This window comes from Acidobacterium sp. FHG110202_01, assembly GCF_059115305.1.
In genome coordinates this window covers 271,719-298,708 of record NZ_JBZYWJ010000003.1, presented here as the reverse complement: position 1 = coordinate 298,708, position 26,990 = coordinate 271,719, and the positions used below count along the sequence as shown (strand labels likewise).

Sequence of the window (26,990 nt, the reverse complement as noted above, 5' to 3'; positions counted from 1 at the left end):
AGGAGAGTCGTTTCGGTAAAAGTCCAGATGATGGAACGGCTTTTCGAAGAATTTTGAAAAGGAGTCAATGGTGGGCCCGGAGGGATTCGAACCCCCAACCAAGGGATTATGAGTTTTGGCCCAATGCTGTAAGTCTATGATAATGCAGGAAATGCGGGCGTAATCGAGCGAAGCCGTAAGTAATTGAGTGACCGTAATTTAGCGCAATTTATCGAAGCCTGTCTAAGCTGATGTGTGTACCTCTGCTGTACCTGCAAATGTACGTGACTTGCCATAGATGCTGTAATGCAAGTCGATGGGTTTTAGGCTTGACCTACAAATGCAGGCAATTTATTTTTGAACTGCTCCTAGCAGACAAGTAGTAATAGCTAGATGTATTACTCAAGGCTGGTGCATAGCCAGCCTGGATTTATTGATACGCATTCTCGGCCCTGCGCTGCGCTCCGGGCCGCCATTCGAAGTAGGAGCTATGAGATCGTGGGTCGAGCAGGCCAAGCTACGTTCGGCCTGCGATCGAATTATTAGTTCTCTGAGTCCGGAGCACTATCGATTCAGGCGAATATCGCCTGTTATCTTCATCTGCGGTGGGCTGAACAGTGCTCCTCGCGATACCCTCCGTGCGTACCTCAAGCAACAAAAGCCGGATCTTCAGATCTTCTACGCAGAACGGGTTTGGGAGCTGATTTCTGCCAATCCTGGGCTTGGGGCTCTCAAAATGGAGTCGGACCTTGCGGCGCTCTCGGACCTCATCATCATAATTGTGGAGAGTCCAGGAACCTTTGCGGAGCTAGGTGCCTTTTCGCATGTCGAAGCCCTGAGAAAGAAGCTATTGCCGATTGTCGATCAGCAATACCGGGGAGCCAACTCATTCATCAATACTGGCCCGATCCAATGGATCGATGCGGAGTCTGATTTCCGACCTACTGTCTGGACGCGACATAACCAGATACTTGAATGCGCTGGTGAGCTTGAGCGCAGAATTGCCACGATCCCAAAACCGAAGTCTGAAAAAGTATCGGATTTGGCGCGCAGCCGTAAACATCTACTCTTCTTCATCTGTGACCTAATAGGCGTACTTGCTCCAACCACGATTGATGCAATCGAATTCTTCATGTCGAAGGTAGCGCCTACGGTACCAACAGCTGAGTTGGAAGTCACGCTTCTCGTCGGATTAGCAGAAGCAATGGGACTTATAAGGAAGGACGACATTATGGTCAACGGCAGCATAGTGACATTCTTCTCTCCAGCGAATACCGAAGCGCTTCAGCACCCTTATCACCGAATCAAGTGGGTAAGTTTTGCCGAATTGCGCGCTGAATTCCTGTCCGGGCTGCAGTCAATCCCAGAAGCTGTTTCTGTGATGAGAGAGGTCAATTTAAAGCGATGATTATAGAACGAATGGCCAAGGAGCTATCGCTGCCAGCGAACCACATCGCTCGGCTTGTAAAGACCGCTTCATATCAGTACAAGGAATACGAGATTGCTAAACGTGGAGGAGGAACGCGAACAATCATGCATCCTTCAAGACGTCTTAAGGCATTGCAAAAATGGTTGCTGGCCAATGTTATCGTGTCCTGGCCCATGCACAATGCAGCCTCCGCTTATCGCAAAGAACGTACGATTCTCGACAACGCGAAGGCTCATGCCGGAACACGGTTTCTGTTGCGTATGGATATGCAAGAGTTCTTCCCGTCGCTAACGGTGGACGACATGATTGCTTATAAGGATAGGCGACCAAACTTGTTTAAGGACTGGTCAGATCAAGACTTTGAATGGTTCTGTTTCTTAGTATTCCGCTTTAGTCGATTGACGATAGGTGCGCCGACATCGCCTGCGGTTTCAAACGCTCTGTGCTTCAACCTCGACTTAACCCTGGATGGCATTTGCCAGTCACGTGGAGTCAACTACACAAGATATGCCGATGACCTTTTCTTTTCGACAAACGAAGCAGGTGTACTTACCGAAATAGAGCAGGAGGTAAAACTAGCGGTATCGAAGTTGACACTTCCCAGCAAACTTCGGATCAATGAAACAAAGACTCGGCACAGTTCAAAAAAAGGTGCGAGACGAGTTACAGGGATAGTTCTCGGCAGTGATGGCAACGTATATGTTGGAAGGCAGTTGAAACGAAAGGTTCGATCCCAGGTGCATAGGTTGGATAGCCTTGCCACAAAAGATCGCGTTCAGTTGGCTGGAATGATCTCGTATATTACCGGGTTTGATCCAGAATTCATGAACACTCTTGTCCGCAAGTACGGGCATGTTCAGGCAATTCGGGCGCGTGACGGGAGGCCCTAAGCATCTTTCTCAAAGATGCAGTAAACTATCACTGCATTTGCAGTATAATTCTACTGCAATGTTCTCTCTTCGTTCTGAGCTTCGGCGCAAGCTACTGACATACTTCTACGCGAACCGTTCGGCGCGCGCGTATGTCCGTCAGTTAGCGCATGCCCTGGGCGTGGATTCCACCAATCTGTCGCGTGAGCTGGCGCGTTTGGAACGGGAAGGACTTCTACGCTCCGAAGTGGAAGGTCGCCAGCGATATTACAGCATCAACCCGCAGTACCCGTATCTGAAAGCGGTGTTCTCTCTCCTCCAGGGAACAGTGGGGATTGTACCAACGCTCAAGTCAGCACTGCACCGTGTGCGTGGAATTGACCAGGCTCATCTGTACGGCTCTTTTGCTAAAAATGAAGCAGATGCAGCCAGCGACATTGACTTGTTCATTGTCGGTCAACCTGATCCCGAAAATCTGGCAGCCGAGGTTAGAAAGCTGGAAAAAACACTCAATCGGGAAGTGAATTACACGGTTTTCAATCTGCAAGAGCTGAAACGAAAACTCGCAGCCCATGACCCGTTCCTCACAGATGTGTGGGAAGGAAAACGAATCGAGCTAATAGGGAATGAGCAAAACGAAGCTGCAGCACATTAATCCAAAACAGGTGAAGCAATTTTTCGCTGATGCGCAGAAGAGGACCACCGCCGCTCGAAAGAACCTTGCCATTGACGCTGAAACTGCCTATGAGATTGCTTACGAGGCCATGATTAAAGGTTCTCTGGCGCTCATGCTCAGCCACGGGCAGCGCCCACGCAAGCAGCTCGGCCACCACATCGCAATCATTGAATTTGCACAGCAACACCTAGCAAGTTGCCCGGCAACAACCTTCATCCTGTTCGACCGGATGCGGCGCAAGCGCAATGACGCCTTCTATGACGTGACCATCATTAGCGACACAGAAGCCCAGGAAGGCGTTTCAACTGCAGAGCAGTATTTATTGTTTATCGAGGCTGACATCAAAAAGAGAATCCCCTGAGTTGTCTCGAACAAATGTATAAGAAGCTCTAACCGATTGATCCAATGAGATTTACCAGCCATTTGCGTGACAATCAAATCAGGTAAACTGAAAGTTGGTAACTGCATGCGGATTTCCCTTATGCGGAATCCAACGCACGTCAACGATGACTAGAAGTCTACCTAGCGTTCAAGCACGTTGAAATTCGATATTAAGTTGAACCCATCATTGCTATTCTTTGGTGAAATCATGCTCCGTAGGCAACGTACAATTCTCAAACTATTGGGCACTGCTGGCGGCTCTCTGTCATCTGTCCAACTTCAAAAGTTCTTGTTTCTGCTAAAGCAAGAGACTTCCCTAGGCCGAGATACAGCATTTTATGACTTCTTGCCATACAAATTCGGCCCATATTCATTCGCAGCAAACCGCGAAATAGATGCGCTTATTGCTTATCAGTACGTGGAAGCATCCACTGCCGGTACATTCAAGAATCTGACCGTTACATCTTCGGGTAAGAAAGAAGCGGCTGGTGTCGATACAGATACAGAACGCGCTATGATCGTGGCATTCTCAAAGTACGGGAGGCTGGCTCCCCGTGATCTCATGAAGGATGTTTATGCTAGATACCCTTGGTATGCAATCAACAGTGAGGCCAAGGATATTGTGCCGAAAAATGTCCCCACTACGGCTATCGCATCTCCTGGCATCTACACAATGGGCTATGAAGACCGTTCAGTAGACGGTTTCTTTGAAAAGCTGCTTAGGACAGGCATTCGTCGCGTCATAGATGTGCGGTCAAACCCAGTGTCACGCAAGTATGGCTTTGCAAAAGGATCAATGTCGTCCATCGCTATGAAACTGGGCATTGAGTATGTTCATCACCCAGAACTGGGCATCACTTCGGATCGGCGCAAGGGTATGGAAACACCTAAGGACTTTGAGAAACTCTTCGGCTACTACGAAAGAAAAACTCTACCGGCGAAGCTCGATGAGATTACAGCAGTCTCGGAATTGATGAAAAAGAAGCCATCTGTGCTTGTATGCATGGAGAAGGAGGCAGTGGACTGTCATCGCAGTCGTCTTGCAGCCAAAATTGCTGACCAAACGGGGCTCAAGATTGTCCACCTGTAAACATGAACGAACAACTCAAGGTTTTGATCACAGTAAAAACCTATCCGATTCCCTCATCTAAGTACGACGAGTTAGTCTGTACGGCCGGCGTAAATGAATTCGGCGACTTCATCAGGCTGTACCCGGTTAATTTTCGCGATCTCCCGTGGAACCAGCAATACAAGAAATACCAGTGGTTGGAAGTCACTGCGACAAAGCACACAGGACGGGATAGCCGCAAAGAGAGCTATCGCCCTGACTGCGACACAATTCGCCTGATAGGTGAACCGATTCACACGAAGAATAATTGGGCTGAACGGTCAAAATACGCGCTCGCTAAAGCCTCACAGTCTATGGAAGAACTTGCGGCTCGCCAACAGCAGGACAAAACCTCGCTTGGCATTTTCCGACCGAAGAACATCCAGGATTTGGTGGTTAAAACCGATGAGGTAGATTGGAAGCCCGGTTTTAAGGCCGCATTGCAGCAACAACGCCTCTGGGAAAACAGGAAAGCAAGCAAAGAACCTCCACGCAAAGTGCCATTCAAATTTCAGTACAAGTTTTCCTGCGAGGACATGCGCTGCAAGGGACACCAGATGATGCTCGAAGATTGGGAACTTGGTTCCCTTTATTGGAAGTGTATTGATAACGGTGCAACACCAACTGAAGCGTGCGCGAAAGTGAGGGCAAAATTCTTGGATCAACTTTGCGCCTCTAAGATTGATACGCACTTCTATGTGGGCACTGTTTTAGCTCATCCCAAATCATGGGTAGTCATTGGCGTATACTGGCCTCCGAAATTGCAAGCAAAATCTGAATCCACACCGTCGCTTTTTGACCAATTTCCTTCTGATTTGTAACGAAAGATTGGGGATTATCCGGTAGGAATAGCTCGCTGGACCCACGCCGTCTTATTGCTCCATAGACCTATGTTTAGTTTTGCAAGGATCAATCAGGTGGTAGTTTTCGTCCATGATGCCGCGCTTTCCGATGGCGTCGGAACCTGCTTTATCCCGCTTCATTACGGAGTTACCTCTGTACCATTCTTTCCGTTGTCCCTGGCTGCACTGAGATGCCAACCGGCTGTTTTGCCTGCATCAAGTTCGCAATGCCGGATGTATTCAGAAACCAGATCACAATGACAAATGTGATGAAGATGCCAAACAGGTAAAGCAGGAGCAGCGCCGGAAGAGTCAGAGTGGGCTTTACGAGATTCCACCCAGCAACCGCCACTGACACAATCTGAGGCTGCGGGGCCGGGGCTTGTACCACGGACATCTGCGCGGGTGCAGGCGCGACCGCACTTGGAGCTGGCGCAGTGGTCTGTACTGGTTTAGGAGCCGGTTTCACCGGCGCAGCCGTTGCCGCTGGCTTCTCACCGAGCTTTTTCCGTATGCGGTCGAAGCTATCAACAACATTCGAGCGCGTTGCGGCTGCCGCCGTTACGCGCGCAAGCATCTCTTCTCCGCTCACGGGCGCACCGGGCAGCACCCGATGCTCAATATCCCATAGCGTCCAGCGCACATCGTCACGCTTCGTTGTCAGCATCTCCGATGCGCTGGCAACGATGGCCTCTACAACGTAGGAGTCAACGGCTTGCATCACGACCTGGCGCTGCTCATCGTCTAACCCGCACATCTGCATTTCCAGCTCCACAGCGGCTCGGCATTGCTGTGGAATCTCGAATCCCGGCACTATCTGCTGATGTTCCATCGTTGCCTGCTCTCTGCGGGCAATGCTTCTTTGCTACTGCACCCGCCACCTATACCTACCGCATTTGCCTGTCTACCTGGCCTATTCACCGTGGTCCATTTTGGGCGTTGTGCCGCCGACGTGACCGCCACTGTCCGGCAATTTGTTGATTGCTCGCTCACCCTCATTCACTACTGTTTCGAGCGCATTGATGATTCCACCTGTCCCGCTCCTGCCTGTCGGCGCTTGAGGGGTTGAACCTTGTCCAGTTCCGCCTGACGACGAACTTATTTCAGGGCCCTTCGCAGGATTCATGGAAGTTTCTGTAGAGGGAACCTGCGGTGTCTGCGGATTCACCGGCGCAGGTTCTTTCGTTTCGTTTTCCGCACCTGCGTCTCTGGCAACTTCGGATACCGTTGACACACTTTGATCCGTGCTGGTCACCGAAGAAGCGGCAAACTCGCCTTCTACCTGTGCGGCCTCCGCCTCTTGCGCTGCCACTTCAACCTCGCTTGAGGAACCGATAGGGCCTATATCGCCGGTATCCACACCTCTGTCCCCTGCTGCATCATTTACATCCGATACAGAAGATGGAGGAGGAGGCGTTTTATCGCTCCAGCCACCCGCCGATCCACTTCCTCCGCTTGGAGCATCCGGTGTGCCGCTTGTAGGCGGCGGAGGCGTAAAGCCATCTATCGCTGACATTCCAGCAGCTCCGCCGACATTTGATGCGCCGCCTATACTTGCCGCACTCGACGCTCCCGCAACCGCTCCGCTTGCGCCACCCGTCATCGCAGCCATGCCAAGCTGCACGCCCATCTCCGCGCCCTTCATGGCCGCGGCCTGCGCTACTTCCGAGACTGCCTTTGATGATGATTGAGAAGAGCCAGACAGAAACGATGCGGCAGCCATGCCTGTACTCGCAACTGCGGCCCCGCTCGCAATCACATCTCCTCCAGACATGGAGAGTCCGCCCTGCACGACATTGCTGGCAAGCCGTGGAATCATCCAGCACAACAAGCCGTAAATAGCGATGGAAGTAACAAGTGCTGCTTCCAGCTCGATGCCGCTCCATTGCCCGCCGACCATACCACCGTCCATGAGGTCAGGAATTGCGGAGATTTTCTGCGCCATCTGGTCCCATTGCGGGTAGAGATTGCTTCCCAAGCCAATCAGCAGCTCCAGAACCATGATTCTGACCCCGGCTGCCACAACCATGCCGAGGTACTTTTCTGTGTACGGCAAAGTCCAGCGCGAACCACCAAAGCCGAGGAAAATATAGCCAGCGCCAACGGTTACATAAGCCTCAACCATCGACATGACAAAGTGCAGAGCGACTATCATGTATGCTCCCACCATCAAAACTGCGCCGGCAAAAAGGAATAAGGTTGTTCCAATAGAAGAAGGGCCGGAAATCAAAAGCGAAATTGGGTTCGTAACAGCACCCGTCTGAGATGCCGAGGCCGCAGAATGCAGCATGTGTCCGGCAAGCTGAATGCCTGCCCCCATAATTCCCGATGCGCTCAAAGAACTTACTGATACGCCTCCCGCACTTCCTCCAAGATTCACAAAAAAGTTGACTATATCTGCGATCCAATCGGAACCATTCTGTAATAGCGTGGCATAGAAACCAATCGTCAGAATCTTGCGAATCAGGCCAGCCATCCACGGATACAGCTCTTGGTGCTGAAGGATGAGGCTGATGCAGGTCCATGTGAAATCGATTCCCGCAAGCCCCCAAAACAATGCTTGCGCTGGACCCTTCAAGCCATTGATCCAGCCTTGCGTGGCGTTATAAAAAGTATTCGCAATGGTCGAAGGTCCAGCACTGCTAAACGCTCCGGGAGCCTCACCCCCACTTGACGGAAGCGATGTCTGCGCGAAGATCGAGGCAGGGGACAATACGGCTACAGTGAAGACCATCACCACGAGAAGCAACGGCCAATGATTCTTGAGCAAAGCCTTCATCATTGCCCTCCCCTCACTTGGTCGATTGCGGTTTTGGTTGGGGCTGAGCGTACTGCCCGTTAAACAAATCTTTCGACTTATAAAAAAGAACTCGCGCGGCAGCCGTACACACTGCGCCTTCTGTTGTATTGGCCCAATCCGCAGTGGCAGTTTTCATCACGACGGAGCATTCAGGGCCAATCTTTGCTGCCACGTCATCGTGCTTCGCAAGCCAGCTTTGGATTGCCGCTTCATCAAGTCCTTCCAGCCTTCCCGATCCAGCCGCTTCCACTTCTGCAACGATCTTCGAGTTTGACGAGCTTGCAGATTTACATCCGACTGCAACCAGCAGAGAGGCTGCCATAACCGCGATAAATACACTCTTCATTTCTCTCTCCACTCAATGCCTATGGATGACGCGCATATTGCCCATCAAACAAATCGACCGAGTTGTAGAAGCCAGCCGAGCGCTTTTGCTCGTCTTCCTCTGCAATCTGCTTGGCCTGAAATGCGGCCTTGCTCTGAATGTCGGCCATCATCAGCTCGCGGAGTTGGAGGAGCTGATTGGCTTCCTCTGCCGCGATCTCGTTGCCGGTCTGGATTGCCTTCTCCTGGCCGTCCGCGGATTTCGCGTCCTGCTGGAGCTGCTGTAGAAGTGCTGCCTGCGTTGCTACCTGTTGGTTCTGATAGTGAGCAGCGTCAAGCGTCTTCTGCGTGGTATCCATCGCGGTCTTCGACCACGTTGCGTAGCGTTGTGCATACGACGTGCCCGGCTGATAGCCCAACGATGCGAACCGGGACGTAAATTGCGAGTCCATGTTCGCCATTGCATACGAGAGCGCGTTTCCGCCCTGTACGACAGACTGCAAGCCTATGAGCTGCGCTTCGACCTGGCTAAAGGTCTGCTGCGGCAGCATCGCGGCTTGCTTGATTTCGTTTTGCCACTGTTGGAGCTGCGTTTCGTATTGCTGCACTTGCTGGATGTACTGCGAGACAAGTTCAGCGTGGTTCAACAACTGCGTAATTTCTGTCGCACCGAGAAAGACCCCGCCAGCTCTCGCAGGCCGAGGTTCCAACAACGCGACAAGGCTTATGGCCAAAAGCGATGCAACGCACTTCTTGCCAGGCAAGGTGTATCGGTTTGCTTCCACGGCTGTTCTCCTTTCATGCTCATGGGGCGTGCATGGGCACACCAATGTACGCAGGCCTTCACAGCAAGAAGTTTCGTGGAGAATGCTTTTGCATCATTCGACACCAATACTCCGCATTGCTCGAACAAATGCACATGCAGCACTGTTCAGAGCTGTGAAGACAACTATGGGATTTGCGAGTATATGGCTCGACCCGGCGCAGAAACCGGATTCAATGAGTTATTGGTCGGTAGGTAAATCCACGATTAAGAATCGCGGAGCCCTATGCAGAACCTTGTATCACTCTTTGCAGGGAAAGAGAAGTGCTTTCTGCCTGTTCCATTAAGTGGTCAAAATTTATAAAAACAAAATAGCTTGACTCATCGCTGAAGAGCATTTTTGCCGGATGCAGTGCCGGTACTGTTATTCCTCCTCATCATCGGCAGCATCTTCATCCTCTCCGTAAGACAATTCCTGTGCCGCCTGCTCAAGCAAATGCTGATAACGCGCCTTTGCAATGCCCTGCGCGAGCCGCTTTGTATCTGCATGGGCTTCGGGATGATTGACCAGGTACATCTTCATTGAAGCGTGAGCAAAGGCGTTCAGGGTTGAGACATTGAGCCGGATGTTTCGTATCTCTTTTTCGAGAGCATTGATGGTCTTGACGAGGGTTTCTTCCAGGCCACGCAAGCCCTCATCCCGGCCCGCTCGGTCCTGGGCAATGAGCCAGTTCAGATAGTTCGTCTTGTTACCAAAGTGAGGATTCTTGGACTGAACCTCGATGTGTTTTGCATTGGGTTCATCCACACGCAATGAGAGGCGTCCCGTTCGATCTTTTCTCGGTTTTTTACCCCATTTCTTACTCATAGTGCTGCTCACTATATCGTGTGCGTCAAATGTCATACAAATTCAAAAGATTTGTCCGACAAGTTCGTGCTGTATCTAAAAGTAGTTAGATATAAAAAATACTCGAATGGTGTCATTTTCTTTATGTTCCTCTAAGGCACTTTTTTGATGCACTCTCTACGCTGTTTTATTGCCTGAGCTTATGTGGGACTTACAGTGAGCTTATGTCGAGCTTATGTTCGGCGTATCCGAGATGAATGCTTACGTCAGGCTTATCGTGAGCTTATGTTGGACTTATGTCGCATTTTTAGAGTAAGAAACAAAATAGGGAGAAGAGATTTCGGGAATGGCACGTAGTCTCAAGAAATCAAAGCCGAAGGCGCTTCGCATCGTCTGCCTGAGTGACACGCACGGTCTGCACCGTGAGGTGCAAGTCCCAGAGGGAGACGTACTCATCCATGCGGGAGACGTGACGAACTTCTTCCAGCCGTTAGAAAAATCAATGGAAATGCTGAAGGACTTCAACGACTGGCTAGGTGAGCTGTCCCATCGCCACAAGATTGTCATTGCTGGAAACCATGATCTGATCTTTCAAGAAGAGCCGAAGAAAGCCAGAACGCTCTTGACCAACGCTCACTATCTGGAAAACTCCGGGGTCGTGCTGGAGGGCGTCCGCTTTTGGGGCTCACCTATCACTCCCGTAATGGAGACGATGGCTTTTGCGACAACCAACGGTGCAAAAGCCCGCGCGGTGTGGGATAAGGCGCCAGGCGATACTGACGTGCTTATCACACACGGACCACCTTATGGAACCTTGGACAAGAACGATATTCTTGGCAGGCATCATGGCTGCCAGTACCTGACCAGCGCGCTGCTACGCATCAAGCCAAAGCTCCATCTCTTCGGGCACATTCACGGCGGACATGGTCACGAGCTGGCATGGGGAAGCACGCTTCTAGTCAACTGTGCTGTCGTCAACACTGGCCGCCGTATCGCCAATCCTCCCACTGTTGTCGAAATAGCCGTCGGATAGGGCAGGGTTTGGTTCCCCTCTAGCGTATTTCGGTAGGTTTAGGTGGCGGGTAAAGCAAATTCTCGGTAGGTATAGGTCACAGGTCGTGTTGAAAGCGGAAACTCCCGCTTGGCAAGCTGGGTTTATACTGAGAGCGATGAAGCTAGGCCCGGAGAGGGTTGCTGCCTCTCCGGGGTTGCGCCTGCTTCATCAGCAAGACGATCAACAGCAGAACTATTGACAGGACCAGACGCCAATCAAGGACGACTGAAGCTGCTAGCCGGAACCAAGATGCTCGCGCCTTATTCCAACACTATCTTTATTGCTTCAGTTAGCGGCCTCTCTGGGTTTTAGGACAATCTATAGAGGCCGTTTGAAAGCCATAGCTGGCCGAGGTCTACAATTCTGAGTCAGCCCACAATCTACCAACCCTCAATTTTCGCTCTTATTTGATCGTGAACGCCCAGCCCGCGCTCATCCTTTTTGACGGCCATCAGGAATAGCACCTTGCCGTTGCTCTTGCGCTCCCATACTTCTCCCAGTAGCTTCTTTTCCTTGGAATCGTCGTTTGTGGCGTAATCCTTGCCTTTGTATTCCACCACCAGCAAGCGACCATCCAGCAGCTCCGCCACGAAATCGGGATAAAAGCGGTCTGTGGAGGTCTGGAGCCAGAACGAGGATTCTGGCTGAAGCGCCAGATTCCGCACCCAATGCTTTACACCCGATTGCCCATCCAGCGCGAACGCGCAATCAAATTCTTCGCCCTTCGGCTCCAGCTCTCCCACTAATTCATAGAAGTGCTTTCCAAAACGATATGTGCCCGTGTACAGCCAACGTGCAGGATAGACGTTCGGATCGTACCGGAAGGCATATTCATAGCTCGTCTCCGGCGCAGCGCTTGGGCCAAAGAGCAATTCCTGATAGCCCGTATTGTAAGCAGCAAGGCGGCACTCTTCCCGTTTGGTTTCCAGTTTGCGTGCCAGAATAAACTTCGCGCCTATCAATCGGGCAAGGCCCAGGTCCACACGACTTGCCAACTGCGAAACGCAAGCGCGGAGCCACGCGAGGCTCTCTTCCTGCCGTATTGACAGGTCGCGCAGCTCTCTATCCAGCCAGCGCACTAAATCGTTCTCCGTCCAGTTGGCCGCCGTCAGATTCAGGTTTAACTGCTGCTCGCCCTTCCATGTGTAGTGGATCTTGTCGCCGTACACATCAAACTCAAAGGTTTGCGAATTATCATTAAACCGAAAATCGCTCAGGTCCACCGGGCAACGGCTCAGGCTCCATGAAGCGGCATCCAGAAATAAGCTCTTGTCGAATGGCAGCAGTTCGCCGTCGAATGAAACGCACAGCCGGGGCACCACAAATTGCTCCCCGCGCAATGCTGGTGCACGGCGTGCCTCTTGCTTGGCGATATACTCCCGTATCTGGCGCTCCACGGCGGGACGATCCGGCTCCGGCACGGCTTCTAATACCTGCTTCTGTATCTCCGGAGTAATGTGATGGACTTCCAGCTCTATCTTGCCGGGAGACTCCGCCTTTACTGCGATAAATTCGCGTTCCTGCTTGGAAAGTGGCTCCAGATTTACCGGCGCGGCTACTGTCACACGCAACGGCTCACTCTGAAGAAATAGCGGCAGGTTCGGTAAATCAGGCTGCTCCACTTCGATGTACTGCTGTGCCTCCGCCTCATCGAAGCCCATTTCCACCATGTTCTGCTCCAGCTTCTTGGCCGCCGCGCCGAAGTCTGGACTGGAAACGTGGGCATACGCCTTATTCAGCTCCGGCACCTTGCGCCGCTTTGCGTATGGCATCCGAAGCACACGGCCAAGCAACTGCTCCACGTCCTTGCTGCTGCTAATGTTTGCTGTGGAGCTGAATACATAGGCGAAGGAGCAATCCCAGCCTTCTTTGAGCGCCTGCACGGTAATGATGACTTCAATCTTGCAGTTCGGATCAAAGAGGTTGATGCCGTCCAGTTCCCGCTGGTCACCCGTGGCAATGGCAATCTGCTCCACGCTCAGGTGCTCGTTCTCCAGCAGGTACTTTTTCACCGCCTCCACGTTGGCTTCTTTGTCTTTGTTCTCGGCCTGTATCAGCAGAATGGGCCGCACAAACTCCGTTTCGCCCTTCGCTAACTCCGCCAGCCCGTTGCGCGTAAGGCACGCGGCGCTCACGGCCTCGTGCCAATCGCCGCGGTGCTCTTTCAGCACCACGGGCAGCTTAATCATCTCTGCGGACTTCAGCTCAGACGCGGAGACACGGTGCAGCACATTGCTGCCCGTTTTCAGATTCGTGTCCGGTGTGGCCGTCAGCTCCACAATCGCAACAGGGGAAAGCCGCTTCAGCGTGTCGAAAGTTAAGGATGTGCGAGCATTGTGCGCCTCGTCCATGATGATGAGCGGCCTATGCACAGCCATCAAGTTGGCAAAGGAATATTTCACTTTGCCTGCATCTGCTCCGTCCTCTATGCGTTCCAGCCCTGGCGCACTCACGGCCAGCTTGGTAAAGTGGTCTTCCAATGCCTCTTTGTGCGCGTACACGTCCCGGCCTTCGGTGCTGGTCACACGCAGCGATTGAATGGTGCCCACCACCACGCATACTCGATCCCGCAAATCCTGCGGGCGGATGTTCTCAATCTCTGAAATCTCAAAGACACGCACGCTGCCATCAAAGGCCTCGTCTAGCGCTATGCGGTATGGGTGCGCGGTATTCTTTAGCGCTTCCGCCGTCTGTGTGCGGATGGAGTTGGACGGCACCAGCCACAACACCACCGGATAGTCTTTCTCTATGTAGCTCTGTGCGGCCACGCGGATGGCATACGCGCCGATGACGGTTTTGCCGCCGCCGGTGGGCACACGCAAACAAACATAAGGCACATCTTCCAGCTCTGGTATCCGGCGATACACGGGCAAGCGGCCATCGGGAGATTGCACCGTCTGAATGAAGGCAATTGCGGGATCATTCGTAAGGCGCGCCGCCTCGAAATACTTCTTCAGCTTGGTCAGAGTGTCTTTTTGAAAGTTCTTGAGCTCCATGATTATCGTGCCTTCACGTCGTAGGGTGTTTGTTTGAAGGTGATGCCAAGCTGGGCCAGCACCTCTTTGCTCAGGCGCGAGCTTTCCCCGTAGATGACTTTGGGGCCGTCATGCGCGGGCAAGTCTGCCAGCACGCGGCGTGTAAGTACGTTGCCGCCATCGGGTCGCTTGTCGCCAAGAATACCGTTGAAAAGCAGGTAATATCCCACACCCTCATGCACACCCAGCAGAGGTGAGCGCCGCCGTGGGTGTGGAATGGGCGTGCGCGTCTCCGCAAACCAGATATGCGCAGCAAGGTGGGCAAATTTCACTTCCGGGTTAATCCGCCCGTCTACGTCAAAGATGGGGCTGCCCAGCTTGTAGAAGCGGAATCCGCCGCCGCCCTGCCAGCCTATGGCCTCAGAAACTCCGCCCTGCTCTCCGTCCACCACTTTCTTCAAGCGCGGGACACAGTGGGTACTCGCGTGCTCTCCCGTCTCAATGCCAATGTAACGGCGACCCATTTTGTGCGCCACAGCAGCGGTTGTACCGGAGCCCAGAAACGAGTCAAGCACGATATCGTTTTCATTAGTCGCAATATGAATTGCGCGTGCGATTAGGCGTTCCGGCTTTGGTGTAGAGAATGCTTCATCTCTCCCAAAGAGCATCTGACTTTCTTTCTTGCCCTCTTGCGAATGACCAGCCTCAGTGTGTCCCCACCAAGTCCATGGCACCATTCCTTCCATCTCTGAGAGAAACCGCTTAAGAGAAGGCAAGCTACTACCCTTCGGTCCGTAGTACATCATTCCCTGAGCTTGAAATTTGAGAAACCCTTCTTTAGTGACGCGCCAACACCTCCCTTCAGGTGGCGTTACCACTCGACCCGACGGAAGCGTAATCTCATACATCTGATTGGGGCGAAAACCAGCAGCGGTGAAATTGTCGGCCTTCCACGGTCCACGTGGATCATTGTCAGGGTTCTTGAACTGCTTTGTTTGCGCTTCTGTCAAAGAAAGTAGATTTCGTCTTTCACCAAACAACCGCGGCTCTCTTGCATAGCAAAGCAAGTGTTCGTGTGCGTCACTGATTGCAATTCTTGCGTCTGGTGCATACCTTTTCTGCCAAACGATGTTCGCTACAAAATTATTCCTCCCAAAAATCTCATCCATGATGACCTTCAAGTAGTGTGCCTCATTGTCATCGATCGTGACCCAGATACTGCCGCCCTCCGCCAGGAAATCCCGTAGCAGTTCTAAGCGCGGGTACATCATACCCAACCATTGCGTATGCTCCAGATTGTCGTCATAGTGCTCAAAGGCGCTGCGCGTGTTGTAGGGCGGGTCAATGAAGATGCACTTCACCCGGCCACCATAGAACGGGAGGAGGGCCTTCAGTGCCTCCAGATTGTCCCCTTGGATGAGCATATTTTCGGCGCTGGAGTCGCCATAAGAGTGCTCAGGAACCTCTGTTAGCAGCCGGTAAGGGACACGGGCCGCAACCTTCTCATCTTCGTTTCGAGTCAACCAATCGAGCTTGGGCATGGACGTTTTGATTGTAAACAGCGAAGCATCATTGCCTCATAGCACCTTGGACACTACTGGCTCCAGCAGCGCCAGGCGTGACACAGAAGCTCGGCATTACCTGTGATCTAGCCATGAGGGAACAATGGCTCTCATAGTTTAGAGAGACTCAAGAGCTGTCGGTTCATTGGGATTTAATACAGATTAAATAGGGATTATAAAGGATTAGGCTGCAAGAACTCTCGTTTAACTCATTGATAATGAGAAAGATGCGAAAATGAGCGCGCGAGTGAAACCCGAATTTCCGCGAGTAGAACCCGAACTGGGGGCGTATGGAACCCGAATCTAACGCGAATGAAACCCGAACCGTCCACAATCTGCGGAAAACTTCTCCGGCGCGAGACGTCTGCAAAAACAGAGAGCACAAGCGCTGCCAGGCGCGAATGAAACCCGAACATCTATTCTTAACGGAAGTGCGCTGAGAGAATCTCTCGGATGGGAACCAAGCCTTCCTCACTCATTTGATCTGTGCGGGTAGGAGTTGGCCAAGCACCTGCGGTTGGCGATGATCTCAGAACTGGCGGTGCAGATCGTGGCCTATTAGCAATTTCGAGCGACTGTTTACGAGCAGCTTTACGGTTGAGATGCCGAATCTGAGTATTTGAAGGAGGGCGCGTGACTTTCACCAGATTGCCTTCCAGCCACTCCACAAACCATCCAAGCTCCGCTTGCAGCAAGTTGAGTGCGCGACGTAAGGATTGAGCAAAATCACGCGGACGTGCTGACTCCTGCCCGGAAATTTGTTGGAGAAAGGCGATGCTTACGCTGAATGGCTTTGCGTGTGTGGAGTAGTAGCTATGAAGCCATTGGGCCAAGGGATTTCTCAAAAGCCGTTGACGTTCATCCCATTCAATATGGGTAAAGCTTGACGACTCAAAGAGTGTTTTGATTTTCGGAGACAGAGAGACGCAATACTCCTTAGTGTTAAGGTCGCGCTCGAAGTCATCCAGTAGGCTCCCAGTGTAGGCGAGTCGTTTGCTTCGAGTTGCCCATTCAACATCAACCAAGCCTCTCTTCAACCGGCGCAACGCAGTATCGAGGTCCTGATATTCGCTCTCGGAAGTCCCGCGTCCGATGGATCGAAGAAAATTACAGCCGCTGAAACGCGCCACTTCTCCCAGTGGGGAGCGGCGAGCACGGTGGAGCACTTCAAAGAACACGTCGGCGTCGTACTGATTGAGTTGAGTCCCCGTGTACCAGATGGATATTCCCTGCTGAGCGGCGATCATGACTCCTTCGGGTTCATCCGCAGCAGACTTTCGGGTTTCAAGAATCTTTCGGAACCGCGATGGAACGCCTGCAAAGAGAGCGCTTCGGAGGAAAGGGTTCGGGCCACCACGCACCTTCTCCGGCCAAATTGGAAGCTGCACAGGAAGCTGTCGATTGTGCATTACATCATCCCTTGGCCGGGACTATGTCCGCTACTGTCCCCAATGGGCTGGTCATCTGCCTGAGCAGTCTCTCGTAAGAGCCTCGGAGAATATGTTGGTTCTTCATCGCCGAGCGTCTTCGGCAATTCCTTGGACGAGTAACGCAGCAACATCCACAGTGAGGAAATAAACACGGCGGCCATGCTGCTTACGAATGCCCCGCAGCTTCTGAGAAGCAACAGACCTGCCATGCAGTCGGACACGAACCGCATTTGGACTTTTGCTCTTAAGCACCTCGGCCAGATCGCCAAAGGACATCGTTGCCCCATAACGTTGAACGAGTATTTCTTCCGTAGTCACGAGAATGCCTCCGTACAGGAGAGATATTTAGCGAAGCAATGCTGTTTGCACGCGTAAACATCTGCTCAGATTGCGTAATCTGGAGCTACGGTAGATCGCGGCGCTTTCGTGATCGAGGCAAAAACTAACTTTTATTTTTGCAATTTCAGTGACGCTTTTTTCTGCTCTGCCTGGTCAGAGGCACTGGCCCACGCATTTTACTGATGGCGGCTTCAATGAGCCCAGCAAAGACTGGCCCTAGTGGGTCCAGGAGTTCCTCTCGATGAGCCTTGGTCGTGCGTAGCAAACCCAGATCATCCATTTCAAGCAGATGTGCCATCACCGCGTCATTGAAACTTTTCCGAAGAGAAACATCTTCAAGACGACTCCTCCAGAAGAGGAGATCAATGTATGGGAGGACTTTTGATTTCTCCCATTTGAGAAGAGCGGGTTTCTTATCCTGTTTCGGTTTGACAGGCTTGTACAGGCAGTCCTCTTGTTGCTGGTAAATAACCTCTTTGAACTGCCTAATGAGAAGCTCTGGCGGCAGGCTTAGGTTTACTGTCAGAAAGACAGTTTGGTTGGGCACATGCTGCGAAGTGAGATGAAGTTTGACTGGCTCATGCAGTACCTCTTCGGTTTCCCTTTCGTGCCAGCCAGGATCACCAGTAAGTTCCATGCTTGATCGATTTTGCCTCCGCGATTCCATTGCGGCATCGATTCGTTCTTGTGAATCTTCTCGTAAGTCTCTACCGATGCGAATGCAGTCCAGCACTGTGAGAGGATGAACGCCATGCCCGTACCGATTGAGCTTTGCAAGTGCAGCAAAGCTTCCAGGCAAAAACGGATGATTGCTCGCAAGGATTTTGGAGATTTCTTTTTCGCTTATAAGCGGTTTTTCATACAGCAAAGCGAGCAATTCATAAAAGCTGGCCTGAAGTGAGCTGGCAGCAAGCATCCTCCCTCGAAGCAGAGTTGCAGGGGACAGTGCCTGAAGATCGACTCTGACCGCTATTTGCCAGGCCCAACCGATAGCGCCGAGATTTTTCACTCCCTCGTACTTGCTCAAGCTAAACCAGGGGGCATATTTCTGAATCAACTGCGCAGTTTTTAGGCTCTTCTTACCGTGCATGTTGCTTCTCCGAGGACTTAGAAGACGCTGTTTTTTGGCGTTTTGTGAGTGCATCGATACGCACTACGAGGTCCTCAGCACGCAAATGTGTGTAGCGCTTCAGCATCTGCATCGACTTATGTCCGCTGATAGCTGAGACTTCCTGATCGGAAAAACCAGCTTCGACATAGCGGCTTACTGCTTCATGCCGTAGATCGTGGAAACGCACATCTGGCAGCCCTACTTCATGTTTGATCTTCAGCCATACAGGATTGAACTGGTAGGGACGGCGCTTGGCATCACGTCCAGGCTCTCCATAAAAAATCAGGTCGGTATCTTTGGGACGCCCCGGATAGTTCAATGCTTCTCGAAACAAGGCAACAGCAGTTGTGCTCAGAGGTACAGTTCGCGGCGTTGTGTTTTTCGTTTCGAGCAAGCGGACTATCCGCCGCTTCAAATCAACTTGCACTCGGCGTAGTGTGACGATCTCTGACGCTCGCATCCCGGTTTCGAGGGCAATCCGAACAATCCATCGCAACATTGGGTTCGAGTGCTGGTCCACTGCCGCAAGCAGACGCTTCTCCTCTTCGGCGGAAAGCCTGCGATTGCGTCCCGGCCCCGGCGCGGGTCTGCGGATATTCATGACCGGGTTTGACGGAAGGCCGATGCCCCATTCCTTGATTGCTATCGTGAACAGATGTCCGAGCAGAGCCAGGTCAAGCCGCACCGTATCGTTTGCGCGCGGGATTGGTTTGCCCTTCTCATCTTTCCGATCTTCGCCAGCAAGCCGCATGTCGCGGAAACGTGCCACGACTTCCGGTGTCAAAGCTGTAAGGGAATACTTGCCCAGATGCTCGGTCAAAATCTTTGAGCGGTTTTGGTCCGAAATCTGCGAGCTGGGCCGCTTAGTCGGTGTCACTTCAGCGAGATAGCGTTCGAGAGCCTTTGCAACGGTAAGACGGTCTGCGGGAGCACGCTGGATATATGCGCCGCGCACCATATCGTCTTCGGTTCGACGTGCCCAGTCTTCCGCGTCGCGTTTCGTGCGAAAGGTCTTCGATGCTGTGGGCCACCCAGTCTTTCGGATGACGGCTTTCCATTTGCCAAGATCAGTCTTTACGAGAGTTGCCAAGCGTACCTCCGGCAGAGTGCCGCAATTGTGCACTGTACCTCAAGTGTACCTCGGACGATTCTTGGAGGTTTTGGTGGGCCCACCAGGACTTGAACCTGGAACCAACGAATTATGAGTTCGCTGCTCTAACCGATTGAGCTATAGGCCCTTATGCGACGAATGCGCTTGCCGAATTGTCCCGTTCCTGCGCTCAACTGTACCACAATCCTTTGGTGCATCTTCAGATTATGAGTCCCCTGCTCTAACCATTGAGCTACAGGCCCTCAGGAATGGCTAATCAGCTGTATTTCCTTAGATTATCACTGCTTTTGCTGGCGATGCCCAACCTCCCGTGGCACCTCGGTGCGGTTATGCCGCTTGACTTGCAGCGCGATGCAGACGCTCCATATCTGCTTCGAGTTTAGTCACTGCGTTCTCCGGAAAATAGGCCCCATCAAGCTGTTGATGCCATCCATCAATATTTTTAATTTCTCTTGACTAATCCATGATCCATGCCAAGATAAATGCACTAATAATTGTATACATCTTAGAATACGATTCAATATCCGTTCCCTGATGGAGGCATCTATGCGTAAGTTGCTCCTTCTGCTCTTTTCCCTTTTGGTGACGTTTGAAGCGCATGCACAGGTTTCTGTGACTGGTCAGATTCGCGGCACTGTCAGCGACCCCTCTGGAGCCTCCGTCGTAGGAGCAAATGTCAATGTTTCAGGATTGGAGCTTGCGACGAGCCGTTCCACCAAAACTTCGCAGGACGGAGGCTTTCTCGTCGACAAGCTCGCCCCCGGAACTTACAAGGTGACGATCACTGCACCCGGCTTTCAGCAGTTCGTACAGGAAAACATCGTCATCTCTTCAGGATTCACGGCGACGCTTAGCTCGACGCTTGTCCTCGGCCAGGAGCAGCAGGCCGTCATCGTCACCGCTTCGGCTCCCGTGGTCGATACACAGGCGAATGCCACGTCCACGACATTTGATAATGCGCTGCTGCAAGGCGTGCCCAGTGGACGCGACACTTTCTCTCAGGTCGCTCAGGTACCCGGCGTTACCTCCAGCAATTTCGATGTCGGCGGAAACCAGAGCTTTCAGCAGTCATCCATGGAAGTGCACGGCAGCATTCCCGGAGAGCAGGTCTACAGCTTCAATGGTCTGCGATTGAACTGGCCCGGTTCAACCGGTGGTTATACGTCCTTCTATGTGGACCAGGATGCGCTGCAGGAGTTTCAAGTCATCACCGATAGCGCGCCGGCTGAAGTTGCCGTCGGCGGCGTGTATATGAATATGGTGCCGAAGTCGGGAACGAACCAGATCCATGGCCTGGCCGCCGCTTACTATGAAAGCGCCGGCACGCAGGCCACCATCGACCAGCCGGAATACAACGGATCAAAAGTAAGCGCAGGTTCACCCATCATTATGAGCCGCGATCTTGCCGCCAACGCAGGCGGGCCATTGATTCGCGACAAATGGTGGATCTTCGGAGCATGGCGCTACTACCTGGTGAAGGAAAGCATTCTTTCCGTTCTTACTCCTCCGAATGGCGCCCCTGCTACTGATCCCAATCATCAAACCAACACGCTGCTGCGCTCGGATTTCAAGCTGAACTCCAACAACACGCTGAATTTTGTGTGGTGGTACAACGCACAAAATCGCTTCTTCCGCCGCGACACAGCCTTTGCCTTTGTTTATCCTGAAGCCGCGTGGCGGCAGATCGAACCTGCATACATTCTTCAGGGCCAGTGGACGAGCATAGTCAAGAACTTCATCTTCGACTCGCGCATCGGTTATATGCATCAGATCTTCCCGCTTGGATACCAGCCGGGCATCACCAACGCTGATTTCAACCGCGAGGACACGACGCTATCCACTGAGACCGGAGCCCCGCCCTACGAATACATCAACCCCGCACAGAGCCTGGCATTCTCTGAAGCTGTTTCCTACTACAAGGGCCACTGGCTGGGCGCATCGCACAATTTCAAGTTCGGTTTCGATTTCTCCACTAACCGCAACGGTTATATCTACCAGATCAATCAGGGAATCAACGCCATCTATAACAACGGCGTGCCTTCGTTCATCATTGCCTACAACTCGCCTCTCGATCAGAAGAGCATCTACCATGAAAGCGCGCTGTATGCGCAGGACTCCCTCAGCTTCAAAAGGCATTGGACGCTGAATCTGGGCGTGCGCTACTCCCACTTCAATACCTTCAACCCGAAACAATCAAGCCCTGCGGCAACATTTCCCGATCTCTTTCCTGATCGCACCTTTCCACAATCTGCAGATTATGTTGTCTGGAATACAGTTCGTCCGCGCCTGGGCGTCACATGGGATCCGACCGGCAAGGGCAAGTCTGTCGTTCGCGCCTCGTTCGGACAATATGACGTAATCGAAGGCACGGAAGTGGCCGAGACACTCAATCCCAACGGACTGAGCTATCAGGAATACACCTGGAACGATACCAACGGCGATGGCATCCCGCAACAGGGTGAGTGGCTTCTTCCGCAGAATCTCGTAGCAAGTTCCGGCGGCCTCTATACACATGTTGATTCCGGCTTAAAGCGGCCCTACTCCGATGCAGTCAACGTCGGCTATCAGCAGGAGCTTTTCGGCGGCGTCAACCTTGGCATCAACTACTACTACCGGACAACGCGCAACTGGTATGCCGAGCGTAATCTTGCTGCGCCGACATCCGATTACACAGCAGTACAAACCACAAATCCGCTGACCAACAAGCCGCTGACCCTGTATAACCTTGCGGCCGCCGATGTAGGCCAGGCAAATTATGTTATTACCAATATCTCTGACCTCAACAACAATCACTTCAATGCGCTCGAAATCACGGCGCGCAAGCAGATGTCGAAGCGCTGGCAGCTGCTGGCCGGATATACCTTGCAGCAGAAGAAGGGCACCTATCGTCGCGGCCTCACTGACGACTTCAACAATCCGAATAACAACGTCAACCGCGCCGACAGCGTGCTCGATTACGACGCTACCAATGTCTTCAAAGTGGACTGGACCTATGTTGCGCCATGGCGCATCTCCTTCAGCGGCAACTACCAGTTCTATACTGGCTATCCGCTCGATCCGAACAACGGCCCTCCCCAGGGAGTATTCTCAGAAGTCACAGACAGTTCAGGAAACACCACCACCCTCAATCAAGGACAGGTAAATGTCATCCTTGAGCCGCTGGGAACGCTGCGTCTTCCCAATGTCAGCCTGCTGAACTTCCGTCTCTCCCGACCGACAGCACTTACCGATCGCTTCCAGCTCGAACCAATCGTGGATCTATTCAATGTCGCGGATGCGAGCACGGTGACTGGCAAGGCATCAACCTATGGCCCCAATTTTCTCCGTCCGACAGATCAGATGCTGAACCCGTTTATTGCACGCTTTGCATTGCGGCTTACGTTCTAAGAAACTCTCCGGCAATCTGGCGGTGTGCCGTTTGATTCGGCATGCCGCCAAACTATGTAGGCAATAACATCAAGAGGGATCAGATGCCAAACAAAACAAGAGTGCTGGCAGCCTTATTTGTGGCTGCAATATTCTCCACAACCAACAGCGCAATCGCACAGACGGACGGCCACTCTCATCCTCTGACCATCGAGCAGCTGATCGATATCAAATTTCCTACGAACCCTGTCTGGTCGCCGGATGGAAAGAAGGTAGCCTTTCTGTGGGACCGCGCAGACATCGTCAATCTCTACCTTGCTAATGCCGATGGAAACGGTGCGCCGGTGGCGCTTACTTCCTATCCTGATGGAAAGGTCGACGATGTGTTCTGGAGCCACGATGGCACGGCTATCTATTACTCGCACGGCGGCCAATTGTGGAAGGTTGCTTCCTTAGGCGGCACCCCGCAGCCAGCATCGACGGCTGAGCAGAGCGGCAGCATCACTCCCTCACCTGACGGACAGCGCATCGCGCTTGTAAGACCCGGCAAGGCCGGCAGCGAATTGATTGTGCGCTCGCTTGCGGATGGCACAGAGATAAAACTCGCCGAGAGCCCGGCACATATCTCCGGTATCAGCTGGTCGCTCGACGGATCAAGGATCGCCTATGTCGGTGATCTCAAAATCGTTCACCATGACGAATCCCCTGCGTATTCCGGAGCAAAGCTCGTCTATCGCGTGACCGAGCAGCTGCCCGGCCAGCTTTACGTTGTCGCATCCACCGGAGGAAGCCCAGCAGCTATAGGCGCTCCCGGTCACTACGGTCATGTCTTCTGGATCGGCAACACGCATCTCACCTTCGAAACAGAATCCTCTGATTACAGAACGCGAACCATCAACATTGCTGACACGCAGAGCGGCTTCCTGCAGGCCATTCACAGTGATAAGGAAGACAAATTCTGGAGCATCCCAGGATGGGGAGCCAAAGCGCAACCTCAACCCTCCCCTGACGGCAAGTGGGTCTGCTTCCTGAGCGATGTCGACGGATGGGATCACCTTTACGTGATGCCGGCGAGGGGCGGCAATGCAGTTCAAATCACCAAAGGGCATTTTGAGGCATGGCGGCCGTCATGGTCGCATGACAGCAAAAAAATTGCCTTCGACGCCAACGAGCCTGATCATCCCGGAGATCGCCGACTGGGCATTGCTTCCATCGGAAGCGACGCCTCACACGCGACTGTCAGCTATATCACCACCGGAACGGGAACGAACGTCGAGCCGCAATGGTCTCCTGACGATAAGAGTCTCGTTTACCAGCACACCGATACGAAAAATCCTGCTGACCTCTTCGTCATTGCAGCCGCGCCCGGGTCGCAGCCCGTCCGTTTGAGCGATTCGTTGCCTGCCGGTGTAGACCGTTCTGAATTCGTCGCGCCGGAGTTCGTGCATTATCCAGGCCCCGACGGCAAGCCCGTTCCCGGCTGGCTCTTCGTTCCCAAAAACCTGGACCGCACCAAGAAGCATCCGGCCATCGTCTGGATTCACGGCGACGGCATCAATCAGAACTATGACGGCTGGCACATCCAGCGAAATTACTCCGTGTACTACAGCTTCCATCAGTATTTGTTGCAGCAGGGCTACGTCGTCTTTGCGCCCGACTATCGGGGCAGCATTGGTTACGGCAGGGAATGGCGCAACGGCGTGTACATGGATGTAGGTGGCAACGACGCCAAAGACGCATGGATGGCGGCAAACTATCTCAAGACGCTCCCCTATGTCGACAGCGATCACATGGGCGTATGGGGCCTGAGCTACGGCGGCTTCTTCACCCTGATTGCTGTGACCGATCAGCCGACTCTTTTTCGCGCTGCCGTCGATGTCGCAGGTGTCGTCGACTACGCCATGTACTACAGCGATCCCTATCACGGCGACTGGACAGCGAGCCGCATCGGCACTCCCGAGCAGAACCCGCAAGTCTACGCGCAAGCCTCCCCCATCTCACACATCGATCGCCTCGCGCGTCCATTGCTCGTCCTGCACGGAACAGCGGACGTCAATGTCCCATATCTCGAGTCCGTCTGGTTGATAGACGAAGCCCTCAAGAAAGGCAAAGGCGATCTCATCACGTTCATGATGTATCCGGGCGAGTTCCACTACTTCAGCCGCGAGCATGTACTGGACGATGCATGGCACAGGGTGGACAATTTTTTTGCGCATTGGTTGAAGGAGCAATGAAATCTCAATGAGGTGAGCTGTGTCTGCTGGAACCGGAAATCATGGTGAGAAGTGCGCGGGCGGCATTGTGCTTTCGATATCGCTGCTTAGGAAAATCGCGTCACATCTGCCTCGACGCGATTCCTTCCGCCTTCTTTGGCTTTGTAGAGCAGTTCATCTGCTTGTGCCAGAAGGGTTGTGACCTCCTGCGGCTCCATGCGCGTAGAGAAAGCAATACCAAAACTGGCAGTGAAGTTGAAGCATTCTCCCTGTGTCGAACACAGGTTTGCCGCGGCAATATTCTCACGAAATCGCTGCACGGTGTGAATTGCGTCTACAGGATTCGGTGTTTCAAGAAGCACCGCAAATTCTTCTCCGCCTATCCGGGCGACAATATCGTCTTTACGCCATGTTTTGCGGCAAAGATCTCCGATTGTCTTCAGTGCGAGATCTCCTGTTGGATGGCCGTATGTGTCATTGATCTGCTTGAAATGATCGATGTCAAACATAATCAGGGCAAGAGATGAGTGCTCTGTTGGAGAAACCGCGCAAAGTACGCGGCCGCGGGATTCAAATGAGCGTCGATTCAGCAGGCCGGTTAACGCATCGGTTTCCGCCATCGCTCTCAGTTCATCCTCCAGCTGCAACCTCCGGCTGCTATGTGCTTTAAGGATTTGCACCGCATTGAAGAGCGACTGGATTTCACCGTGATACGTTCGTGATTGTATCTGCGCTGGGAGCTTGTCCGCTGCTATTGCAATGATCGCCCGCGTCGCGTCGTGGAATGGCAGAATCACATATCTGCGATACATCCAGATAACCAGAAACTGCGCTCCTATGAGGACCATGCCGATGGCCGTAGTTCCGATGAGCCGCGTCAGTACTCTGTCGAGGTGTCGCTGTAATTCTGCGCCAGCTCGATTGAGCATCTCGTCGCGGAAATCAATGATCGGATGCATCAGGGGGACATACTGATTTGCGAACTGTGCCGTCGAGGGAAGCGCTGCCGCTGAACCATTCTGAAACCTGCGCACGGACTGAATGTAGTCAAGCCCCCGCTCGAAATACTGCTCCCTCACGCGTTCAAGCGGCTCCACTGTCAGGGTGGAGTTGTTCGCGGCAAGTGATCCGATCGCCCAGCGCAACTGATCGACGTGGCCCAGAGCATTTTCAATGTTCAGTTGCTCTGTCTCTGTTAGCGGCCTTCGCTCAACGAGAGCTCCTGTGAAGCGCGAACCAAGTAATCCCGCATACTCGCGAAGCATAGCGGCAAAACGCGCCATCTGGAGGAAGCTCAATGCATGCGCATCGTCTCCGGCAATATCCAGTTCGCTTGCTTCGATCACCTGCGTGAATTGCGGAATAACGTTGACCATACGGTTGACAGCCTCATCCAGTGATGGCCTCGTACGTTGTGAGAGCGGTATTCCAGCAAGTTGGTCGACGTAGCCACGCGCAGCGAACAGGTCGCTTTGCAACTGCTCTATTGCCTTTGACCCAATAGCGCACCCCGTACAGTTAGCTGTAGCGAGTAGCGTGGACAACTTTGCTATGGAAATATCGCTGGCGCTGCGCGCCGCCCGCAACGCGTCCAATTGTGTCTCAGGAATTGGAAGATCCTCACCCAGCACGCTATTGGTCGGCCCGCGTTCAGCCGATACTTTTCCCATTGTCATGAGTGTGGCGCGAAATATGTCAAACGCAGAGGTAGCCTTCCTGGCATCTGAATATGTGTTCCATTGATTCCAGAGAAATCCCGCAATTACCAGAAGAAGGAGGGTGCAAACTGTGATAATGACTGCTCGCAGGCG

At 52.8% G+C, this 26,990-nt stretch carries 21 protein-coding genes and 1 tRNA gene; 9 read left to right on the top strand and 13 right to left on the bottom strand.

Translation table 11 applies throughout. The features are described from left to right. The first annotated feature begins 469 nt into the window (after positions 1 to 469). From AC5S16_RS07545 to AC5S16_RS07520, 6 genes are all read left to right on the top strand, one after another. Positions 470 to 1,387, top strand: coding sequence for a retron St85 family effector protein (locus AC5S16_RS07545; protein WP_493929429.1), 918 nt, complete (start codon positions 470 to 472; stop codon positions 1,385 to 1,387). 11 nt (positions 1,388 to 1,398) lie between these two features. Further along, a complete protein-coding gene (locus AC5S16_RS07540; protein WP_493929428.1) occupies positions 1,399 to 2,298 on the top strand; it encodes a retron St85 family RNA-directed DNA polymerase in 900 nt (299 codons plus the stop codon). Positions 2,299 to 2,356: 58 nt separating this feature from the next. After that, positions 2,357 to 2,932: a nucleotidyltransferase domain-containing protein gene (locus AC5S16_RS07535; protein ID WP_493929427.1), complete on the top strand. Its 576-nt coding sequence runs from the start codon at positions 2,357 to 2,359 to the stop codon at positions 2,930 to 2,932. Then, positions 2,904 to 3,314, top strand: a complete 411-nt coding sequence (locus AC5S16_RS07530) for a hypothetical protein (protein WP_493929426.1) — start codon at positions 2,904 to 2,906, stop codon at positions 3,312 to 3,314. Before AC5S16_RS07535 ends, AC5S16_RS07530 begins: the two co-directional genes overlap by 29 nt. Positions 3,315 to 3,491: 177 nt before the next feature. Then, positions 3,492 to 4,424: a DUF488 domain-containing protein gene (locus AC5S16_RS07525; protein WP_493929425.1), complete on the top strand. Its 933-nt coding sequence runs from the start codon at positions 3,492 to 3,494 to the stop codon at positions 4,422 to 4,424. A gap of 2 nt (positions 4,425 to 4,426) precedes the next feature. Next, positions 4,427 to 5,263 (top strand): DUF8757 domain-containing protein, encoded by an 837-nt coding sequence (locus tag AC5S16_RS07520; protein WP_493929424.1) that lies wholly within the window; start codon positions 4,427 to 4,429, stop codon positions 5,261 to 5,263. A 169-nt stretch (positions 5,264 to 5,432) separates the two neighbouring features. Here AC5S16_RS07520 and AC5S16_RS07515 read toward each other — a convergent pair whose 3' ends face one another. The 5 genes from AC5S16_RS07515 to AC5S16_RS07495 form a co-directional block, all read right to left on the bottom strand. Then, positions 5,433 to 6,116, bottom strand: a complete 684-nt coding sequence (locus AC5S16_RS07515) for a hypothetical protein (protein ID WP_493929423.1) — start codon at positions 6,114 to 6,116, stop codon at positions 5,433 to 5,435. 81 nt (positions 6,117 to 6,197) lie between these two features. Continuing rightward, the gene (gene trbL, locus AC5S16_RS07510) at positions 6,198 to 8,066 is read right to left on the bottom strand and encodes a P-type conjugative transfer protein TrbL (RefSeq protein ID WP_493929422.1); all 1,869 of its coding nucleotides are present in this window, start codon (positions 8,064 to 8,066) and stop codon (positions 6,198 to 6,200) included. A 10-nt stretch (positions 8,067 to 8,076) separates the two neighbouring features. After that, positions 8,077 to 8,430 carry a hypothetical protein gene (locus AC5S16_RS07505; RefSeq protein ID WP_493929421.1) on the bottom strand — a complete coding sequence of 118 codons (354 nt, stop codon included), beginning with the start codon at positions 8,428 to 8,430 and terminating at the stop codon, positions 8,077 to 8,079. Between the two features lie 19 nt (positions 8,431 to 8,449). Continuing rightward, on the bottom strand, positions 8,450 to 9,193 hold the full coding sequence (trbJ, locus tag AC5S16_RS07500) for a P-type conjugative transfer protein TrbJ (RefSeq protein ID WP_493929420.1): 744 nt from the start codon (positions 9,191 to 9,193) through the stop codon (positions 8,450 to 8,452). A 402-nt stretch (positions 9,194 to 9,595) separates the two neighbouring features. Further along, the gene (locus tag AC5S16_RS07495; RefSeq protein ID WP_493929419.1) at positions 9,596 to 10,039 is read right to left on the bottom strand and encodes a hypothetical protein; all 444 of its coding nucleotides are present in this window, start codon (positions 10,037 to 10,039) and stop codon (positions 9,596 to 9,598) included. A 325-nt stretch (positions 10,040 to 10,364) separates the two neighbouring features. Between AC5S16_RS07495 and AC5S16_RS07490 the strand changes: the two genes are divergently transcribed. Then, positions 10,365 to 11,051 (top strand): metallophosphatase domain-containing protein, encoded by a 687-nt coding sequence (locus tag AC5S16_RS07490; protein ID WP_493929418.1) that lies wholly within the window; start codon positions 10,365 to 10,367, stop codon positions 11,049 to 11,051. Positions 11,052 to 11,452: 401 nt separating this feature from the next. Here AC5S16_RS07490 and AC5S16_RS07485 read toward each other — a convergent pair whose 3' ends face one another. From AC5S16_RS07485 to AC5S16_RS07455, 7 genes are all read right to left on the bottom strand, one after another. Next, a complete protein-coding gene (locus AC5S16_RS07485; protein WP_493929417.1) occupies positions 11,453 to 14,068 on the bottom strand; it encodes a DEAD/DEAH box helicase in 2,616 nt (871 codons plus the stop codon). Positions 14,069 to 14,070: 2 nt separating this feature from the next. Then, positions 14,071 to 15,588: a site-specific DNA-methyltransferase gene (locus AC5S16_RS07480; RefSeq protein ID WP_493929416.1), complete on the bottom strand. Its 1,518-nt coding sequence runs from the start codon at positions 15,586 to 15,588 to the stop codon at positions 14,071 to 14,073. A 443-nt stretch (positions 15,589 to 16,031) separates the two neighbouring features. Next, the gene (gene trfA / locus AC5S16_RS07475) at positions 16,032 to 17,018 is read right to left on the bottom strand and encodes a plasmid replication initiator TrfA (protein WP_493929415.1); all 987 of its coding nucleotides are present in this window, start codon (positions 17,016 to 17,018) and stop codon (positions 16,032 to 16,034) included. Positions 17,019 to 17,120: 102 nt separating this feature from the next. After that, positions 17,121 to 17,357, bottom strand: coding sequence for a hypothetical protein (locus AC5S16_RS07470; protein WP_493929414.1), 237 nt, complete (start codon positions 17,355 to 17,357; stop codon positions 17,121 to 17,123). Between the two features lie 145 nt (positions 17,358 to 17,502). Continuing rightward, positions 17,503 to 18,468: a DUF6387 family protein gene (locus tag AC5S16_RS07465; RefSeq protein WP_493929413.1), complete on the bottom strand. Its 966-nt coding sequence runs from the start codon at positions 18,466 to 18,468 to the stop codon at positions 17,503 to 17,505. Then, entirely contained in the window at positions 18,458 to 19,579 is a 1,122-nt protein-coding gene (locus AC5S16_RS07460) for a site-specific integrase (RefSeq protein WP_493929412.1), read from the bottom strand. Before AC5S16_RS07460 ends, AC5S16_RS07465 begins: the two co-directional genes overlap by 11 nt. A 71-nt stretch (positions 19,580 to 19,650) precedes the next feature. Beyond that, positions 19,651 to 19,727, bottom strand: a tRNA-Ile gene (locus AC5S16_RS07455). 419 nt (positions 19,728 to 20,146) lie between these two features. On the opposite strand from AC5S16_RS07455, the gene AC5S16_RS07450 reads away from it, so the two are divergent. After that, positions 20,147 to 22,987: a TonB-dependent receptor gene (locus AC5S16_RS07450; RefSeq protein ID WP_493929411.1), complete on the top strand. Its 2,841-nt coding sequence runs from the start codon at positions 20,147 to 20,149 to the stop codon at positions 22,985 to 22,987. 83 nt (positions 22,988 to 23,070) lie between these two features. Continuing rightward, the gene (locus tag AC5S16_RS07445) at positions 23,071 to 25,200 is read left to right on the top strand and encodes a S9 family peptidase (protein WP_493929410.1); all 2,130 of its coding nucleotides are present in this window, start codon (positions 23,071 to 23,073) and stop codon (positions 25,198 to 25,200) included. An 86-nt stretch (positions 25,201 to 25,286) separates the two neighbouring features. On the opposite strand, the gene AC5S16_RS07440 is transcribed toward AC5S16_RS07445, so the two are convergent. Then, positions 25,287 to 26,774, bottom strand: a complete 1,488-nt coding sequence (locus AC5S16_RS07440; protein ID WP_493929409.1) for a GGDEF domain-containing protein — start codon at positions 26,772 to 26,774, stop codon at positions 25,287 to 25,289. Between the last annotated feature and the right edge of the window lie 216 nt (positions 26,775 to 26,990).